Annotated in this window: 9 protein-coding genes; 4 read left to right on the top strand and 5 right to left on the bottom strand. The window is 61.4% G+C overall.

Going from position 1 to position 6,335, the window contains the following annotated elements; genetic code table 11:
- Positions 1 to 381 precede the first annotated feature (381 nt).
- Genes N554_RS0115170 through N554_RS0115155 form a run of 4 tightly spaced genes read right to left on the bottom strand, consistent with a single transcriptional unit; the run spans position 382 to position 2,137 of the window.
- Positions 382 to 894: an SRPBCC family protein gene (locus N554_RS0115170; RefSeq protein ID WP_029584246.1), complete on the bottom strand. Its 513-nt coding sequence runs from the start codon at positions 892 to 894 to the stop codon at positions 382 to 384.
- Entirely contained in the window at positions 891 to 1,364 is a 474-nt protein-coding gene (locus N554_RS0115165; RefSeq protein ID WP_029584245.1) for an SRPBCC family protein, read from the bottom strand. Before N554_RS0115165 ends, N554_RS0115170 begins: the two co-directional genes overlap by 4 nt.
- Positions 1,357 to 1,830, bottom strand: a complete 474-nt coding sequence (locus N554_RS0115160; RefSeq protein ID WP_029584244.1) for an SRPBCC family protein — start codon at positions 1,828 to 1,830, stop codon at positions 1,357 to 1,359. Before N554_RS0115160 ends, N554_RS0115165 begins: the two co-directional genes overlap by 8 nt.
- Positions 1,823 to 2,137, bottom strand: coding sequence for an ArsR/SmtB family transcription factor (locus tag N554_RS0115155; RefSeq protein ID WP_029584243.1), 315 nt, complete (start codon positions 2,135 to 2,137; stop codon positions 1,823 to 1,825). The genes N554_RS0115160 and N554_RS0115155 overlap by 8 nt, the downstream gene beginning before the upstream one ends.
- Before the next feature lie 178 nt (positions 2,138 to 2,315).
- Between N554_RS0115155 and N554_RS0115150 the strand changes: the two genes are divergently transcribed.
- On the top strand, positions 2,316 to 2,933 hold the full coding sequence (locus tag N554_RS0115150) for a LysE family translocator (protein WP_029584242.1): 618 nt from the start codon (positions 2,316 to 2,318) through the stop codon (positions 2,931 to 2,933).
- Between the two features lie 82 nt (positions 2,934 to 3,015).
- Here the strand turns inward: N554_RS0115150 and N554_RS0115145 are convergent, their stop codons facing one another.
- Positions 3,016 to 3,825, bottom strand: coding sequence for an N-formylglutamate amidohydrolase (locus tag N554_RS0115145; RefSeq protein ID WP_029584241.1), 810 nt, complete (start codon positions 3,823 to 3,825; stop codon positions 3,016 to 3,018).
- A gap of 140 nt (positions 3,826 to 3,965) precedes the next feature.
- Between N554_RS0115145 and N554_RS0115140 the strand changes: the two genes are divergently transcribed.
- From N554_RS0115140 to N554_RS0115130, 3 genes are all read left to right on the top strand, one after another.
- Entirely contained in the window at positions 3,966 to 4,856 is an 891-nt protein-coding gene (locus tag N554_RS0115140) for a transglutaminase family protein (RefSeq protein WP_029584240.1), read from the top strand.
- Between the two features lie 2 nt (positions 4,857 to 4,858).
- Complete coding sequence (locus tag N554_RS0115135) at positions 4,859 to 5,671, top strand: transglutaminase-like domain-containing protein (protein WP_029584239.1); 813 nt, start codon at positions 4,859 to 4,861, stop codon at positions 5,669 to 5,671.
- Between the two features lie 114 nt (positions 5,672 to 5,785).
- Complete coding sequence (locus tag N554_RS0115130; RefSeq protein ID WP_029584238.1) at positions 5,786 to 6,184, top strand: gamma-glutamylcyclotransferase family protein; 399 nt, start codon at positions 5,786 to 5,788, stop codon at positions 6,182 to 6,184.
- Positions 6,185 to 6,335: the final 151 nt, after the last annotated feature.

Below are 6,335 nucleotides of genomic sequence, written 5' to 3'. Positions count from 1 at the left end.
CTGGAAGCTGATGGCGACGGGCGAAAGTTACGATGGCGCGCGGATGCTTGACGCATCGGCAGTCGCCGCTTGAGAGATCGGCCGGTCGGCGTTCGCCACACCGGTTGAGCCGGAGCTGCAAGAGGGGAGCAGATGGTAGGATCGATCGATCCGAGGTGCGAGACAGTCCGTGGGACCCATTGGCCGAAGAAAGGTCGTGAGGCTGTTTGGAGCTCGCGTCGCGGAAACCATCTTGGCCAGCGGTCTAAAACACACCGCATCAACAGGCCGGACATATGGATGCAAGCGATCCGATCAGACCCTGAAGAACTCTTGTGGCACGGGGGCCGTCCACATATGGGTCCCTGCTTTCGCAGGGACGACGTGAGGAGATAACGCCAGCTACGGCGTCCCGGCCCCCAATTTCTTCAGCGCTTCCAGCATTCGCTGCGGCGGCTCCGTCTTGATGACGAGCGCGTTGCCGGTCTCAAGCAGGCTCTTCAGGCTCGACAGGATCGCGGGCCAGCCCTGGCGTCCGCCGGACAGGATGTCATCGCTGATCGGCCGGTCGTGCGCCTGGATCAGCGTGAGTCTTACGGCATCGCCGGCGGGCTCGATCTGATAGGTCACGAGCGTAACGCCGAGCTTCTCGACCAGCGCAGGCCAGTTGACGTTCCAGGTGATAATGAGTTTTCGCGGCGGATCGCATTCGATCACTTCGCCAGAGATGTGCACCGACCCATCCGGGGCGCGGGCGACAAACGCACCGCCGACCCTGAGTTCGGTCTCCACCGCAAAGCCGGAAAAGTATTTCCTGGAGAACTCCGCCGTCGTCAGCGCCTCCCACACTTTCTCCGGCGTCGAGGCGATGTAGATGGTGTAGACGATGGCCGGTTTGAAATCCGCGATGTTCATGGCCGGTTCAACTCCTTGATGCCGAGGCTGGAGGGGGGAATCGCCAACGCGGTGCCGGATTCGAGCATGCTCTTGAGGCTGGACAAGATGGCGGGCCATCCCTTCGAGATGCCGTCGACGACCACACTGTCTTCCGCGAAATCCTCGTGCGTCAGCGTCAGCTTTGTCAATTTGCCGTATGGCTCCAGCACAAAGGTGACGCGCGACGGGCGCTCTTTCTTCGCCGCTTCGCTCAGGATGTGGTGAAAGGTGTAGGACAGCCGCCGCGGCCGGTCGACCTCGAGGACTTCGCCGACATCGGTGGTCTGGCCGTTCATGACCAGCGAGAACGGCGAGCCGACCTTCCAGTCCGAAACCACTGACGTGTCCCACCAGTAGCGCTTCGTGAACTCGCTGCTGGTGAGCGCCTCCCACAATTTTTCCGGTGTGGTCTCGATATAGCTGACATAGATGAACTCGGGCTTACGCATGGGCGTTTTCCTTCGCGGCAGCAGCGGACGGCGGATCGATATTCAGCCCGTGTCCGGTCTCGAGCAGGCTTTTCAGGCTCGCGATCACCATCGGCCAGCCGCCGGAAATATCGCGGAAGGTCTTGCTGCCTTCGTCGAAGCCGTCATGCGTCACGGTCAGCTTCACGACTTTGCCGCGCGGCTCGAGGTCGAATGTAACGCGGGAGGGCCGTTCATGTTTCGCGTCCGGAGAACTTGAATTCCAGCTATAGGCGAGCCGCCTGGGCGGATCGAATGTCAATACCTTGCCCTCGATGCTGTTCGCGCCTGGCTTGGCAAATTTGTAAGGTGATCCGATCTCCCAGTCGGCGGCGACGCGATAGCCGAACCAGTAGCGCTCGGTGAAGTCGCCGTCGGTGAGCGCCTGCCAGAGTTTCTCGGCCGAGGTCTCGATATAGGTGGTGTGGACGAATTCCGGTTTACTCATCGCGCTTCTCCAACTGCCGCTTCAATTCGCTGAGCGCGGTAAGCTTGCCGCGCTCGAATTTCTTGATCCACCGCTCGCCGATCTGATGGATCGGCACCGGGTTGAGATAGTGCAGCTTCTCGCGGCCATGCCTGAACGTGGTGACGAGGTTGGCCTCCTCGAGAATCGCAAGGTGCTTGGTCACGGCTTGCCGCGTCATGGCGAGGCCGTCGCAGAGCTCGTTCAGGGTCTGGCCGCTTTTGGCGTGAAGCCTGTCCAGCAGTGACCGCCGTGATGCATCGGCCAGCGCTTTGAAGACCTCATCCATGACAGCGATAATAGGCAACCAAATGGTTGCATGTCAAGAGCCTGTTTTTGGCGTGACTGGAATGGACGCTGTTGACGCGTGCCTAACGTCTGTCCGCAAGCCGGAGAGAAGCGCGCCTTCCACCGGCGCTGCGATCGTGCATAATCGATCGGCCATCCCCAAACTCGCGAGTCTCCCCATGTCCCTGCAAGTCTATCTCGCCTTCGTCGCCGCCTGCATCGCGCTGGCGCTGCTGCCGGGACCCGTGGTTACGCTGGTGATCGCCAATGGCTTGCGGCATGGCACCCGGGCGGCGCTGACCAACATCGCAGGCGTCCAGGCGGGCCTCGCGATCGTGATCGGAATCGTTGCGATCGGGCTGACCTCGCTGATCGCGACGATGGGCTACTGGTTCGATTGGGTGCGCTTTGCCGGTGCTGCCTATCTGGTCTGGCTCGGCATCAAGCTGATCCGCGCGCCGGTCGAAGGGGTCGATGCCGATGCGCCGCCGCCTCCGCCGCGCGGCGGGTTTTTCCTGCAGGGTTTTCTGGTGCTGCTCAGTAATCCCAAAGTGCTGGTGTTCTTCGGCGCGTTCATTCCGCAGTTCATGGACATGAGCAGGGACCATTTCTCGCAGGTGGCGCTGCTCGGCGCGACCTTCATGGTCACCGGTGCGATCACCGATTCAATCTACGCGCTGCTGGCCGGCCGCGCGCGGCTGTTCTTCTCGGCACGGCGGACGCGGCTGGTGTCGCGGATTTCCGGCGGCTTCATGATCGGCGGTGGCGTCTGGCTGGCATTGACGCGCGCAAAGTGAGGCCGTCCACTATCCCAGCCCTATCTGATCGCTTTTGAAGTTCACTCACCAATCTCTAAGCTTCCGGAATTTATCAGAAACACTAAGCCGGCAACATTTGCTGCGTCCGCAAAATGGTTTTGATCTCGTCAAGAATCCGCGCCAGCCGGTCCGCCCATTGCTTTTGGCCTGCCTGATCGGCGATCAGGTCCTGGCGAATCTCGATCCCGCTATTCATCAATCCCCGCGCCTCGCCATGAACCGGAATCGTGTAGTCGGTCTCGTCGCTCACCGCGTAGGGTTCGTTGTCGCCGACCACCAGATCGGCCTCGGCGCGCAACAGTTTCAACAGCAGCGGTGGCAGCCTGGTGTCGCGATGATAGAGCGTGCCGATATGCCACGGCCGCGCGATCCCGGCGTAAACCGGCGTGAAGCTGTGCAGCGACACCAGCACGGTCGGAATACCATCGTGCAGGCGGCGGTCGATGACCTCGCGGATGCGGCGATGGTAGGGATCGAAGATCGCTTGGCGCCGCGCCTCGACCGCGTCGCGCGCAAGGGCTTCGTTGCCGGGTATCACCGTCGCTTCGCTGATGCGCGGGATCGAACTTAACGTGTCCGGCGGGCGATTGCAGTCGATCACCAGCCGCGAATAGCGCTGCGCGATCAGGTGCGCGTCGAGCCGCTCCGATAGCGGCTGGGCGACGCCGGCGATGCCGGGATCCCAGGCGATATGCCGTGTCAGCTCGCCTTCCGGCAGCCCGAGATCGCCGAGGATGCGCGGGATCGTCCGGCCGTAGTGATCACAGGTCAAAAGAAACGGAGAGTTGCCTGCCGCATTAACTTCGAGAACCGGCGGAACATCTTCGCTGCCAAGGAGTAATGATATATCGCCGGCGCTGTCCAAATCCATTTTTTCGTTACTCGCTTGCCTATCGAAGCAGCATATCGGCTTAGGAATAAGCAGGGATCGGTGCAGGGATCGGTATAGATTAGATTGCACAAGTCAGATGATCACTTCGACATGATCGCTTCGACATGATTGCTTCGACGATGCCCCTGCTCACAATCCATCACAAGACCGAATATCGCTATGCGCACCCGGTGGCGTTCGGCGAACACCGCATCATGCTGCGTCCGCGCGACGGCCACGATCTGCGCGTGCTTTCGGGCAATCTTAAGATCGTGCCGGAGCCGATGTCGCTGCGCTGGATCCACGACGTATTCGGCAACAGTGTCGCGATTGCGACCTTCGACGAGCGCGCCGAAACCTTGTCTTTTGATAGCACCGCAACGGTCGAGCACAATCCGGCCGAGGAATTCGCGCTAACTCCGGACGATCCGGCGTATTTCTATCCGTTTCTCTACGACGACGAGGAGTTTCCCGACCTCATTCAAGTCATCACGCCGCAATATGCCGATCCCGACGGCGTACTTTCTGCGTGGGCACGGAATTTTCTCGATGAGGAAGGACCGACGCCGACCTTCAAGATTCTGAGCGGCATGACCCACGGCATCCGCAAAGCTTTTGGCTACCGCAAACGGCATGAGCAAGGCACTTGGCATCCGCTCGACACGCTGCAGACCGGATCCGGCACCTGTCGCGACTTTGCGCTGTTGATGATCGAGGCGCTGCGGCGGCTCGGCATCGCTGCGCGCTTCGTGTCGGGCTATATCGCGATCCCCGGCGATCGCGCGCACGGCTATGTCGGCGGCGGTTCGACCCATGCCTGGGTGCAGGTCTATCTGCCGAGCGCCGGCTGGATCGAGTTCGATCCCACCAACGGCATCGTCGGCACCCGCGACCTCATTCGGGTGGCGGTCGCGCGCGATCCGCGACAGGCCATCCCGCTGCACGGCACCTATCTCGGTTCGACCGATGCGTTCGTCGGCATGGAGGTCCGCATCAACGTCGTCTCGGTCGGTGACGCGGCAAAGGTTTGACCATGGAGATCAAGGTAGGCTTTGAGATTGCCTACACCGCGGTGCAGCCAACACCGCTGGTGATCATGCTCAGCATTCACCCGTCGCGCTTCGCCGATATCGTGGGCACCGAAACCATCGTCGTCGAGCCGAACGTGCCGATCGGATTTTACCGCGACGGCTTTGGCAACGTCTGCGGCCGCCTGGTGGCGCCGGCCGGCGGCGTGACGCTGCGCGGCAGCGCGCTGGTGCGCGATTCCGGGTTGCCTGATGCCGTGGTGCCGACCGCGCAGCAGATTCCGATCGACCAGCTGCCGGATGAGCTGCTGCAGTATCTGATGCCGAGCCGCTATTGCGAGACCGATAAATTGACCGATGTGGCCTGGTCGCTGTTCGGCAATACCCAGCCTGGCTGGGGGCGGGTCGAAGCCATCACCGACTTCGTGCATAATCACGTCAGCTTCGGCTATCAGCATGCGCATTACATGAAATCAGCGCATGACGTCTACGAGCAGCGCGCCGGCGTGTGCCGCGACTTCGCGCATCTTGCGCTGACGTTCTGCCGCTGCATGAACATCCCGGCGCGCTATTGCACCGGCTACATGGGCGATATCGGCGTGCCCCGCGATCCCGCGCCGATGGATTTCTCCGGCTGGTTTCAGGTCTATCTGTCGGGGCAGTGGTACACCTTCGATGCGCGCCACAATCGTCCGCGGATCGGCCGCATCCTGATGGCGACGGGCCGCGATGCCGCCGACGTGGCGCTGACGACGAGTTTTGGGCGGATGGATCTGGTCAAATTCGTCGTCATCAGCGATGAGGTGGTGGCGGCGTAGCGACGGCCCGTTCTGTCATTGCGAGGAGCACTTGCGACGAAGCAATCCAGCTTCCTTGCGCGTTAAAGTTGGATTGCTTCGCTTCGCTCGCAATGACGGGTTATACATCCTGCCATGACACCCGACCTTCTGTTCGTTTACGGCACGCTGATGCGCGGCTTCGATCATCCGATGGCGCAGCTGTTGTCGCGCAGCGCGGAGTTTATCGGCGAGGCGCACTGCCGGGGCCGGCTCTATCTGGTGAAGCACTATCCCGGGATGGTGTTGTCCGACGACCCCAGTGACGTCGTGTTCGGCGAACTCTACCGGCTGCGCTCGCCAAAGGAATTGCTGCGCGAATTCGACATGTACGAGGCCTGCGGCGAGGGGTTTGTCGAGCCGACGGAATATGTCCGCAAGATGCTGTCGGTTACGCAGGACGAGAGCGCAGTGACCGAGGCATGGACCTACGTCTACAACTGGCCGGTCACGCGCTTGCCCCCCATCGCTTCGGGACGGTTTATGGAGCGATAATCCCGCCGCGTCGCGCGCTGCGCCACATCCGGGACAGGATGCTTCACGTGCGGACCCCCTGTGAATAGCTGGGAGAAGGCCAATAATCTTCGTATTTTAGCCGGGGCTCCTATATCCATGGCCGGTTGGCATCGGCCCGCGACTCAACGAA

It is taken from the genome of Bradyrhizobium sp. URHD0069, assembly GCF_000701345.1.
GTDB lineage: Bacteria > Pseudomonadota > Alphaproteobacteria > Rhizobiales > Xanthobacteraceae > Bradyrhizobium.
The sequence above is the reverse complement of the archived record's forward strand: the minus strand, read 5'-3'. Positions and strand labels throughout refer to the sequence as shown.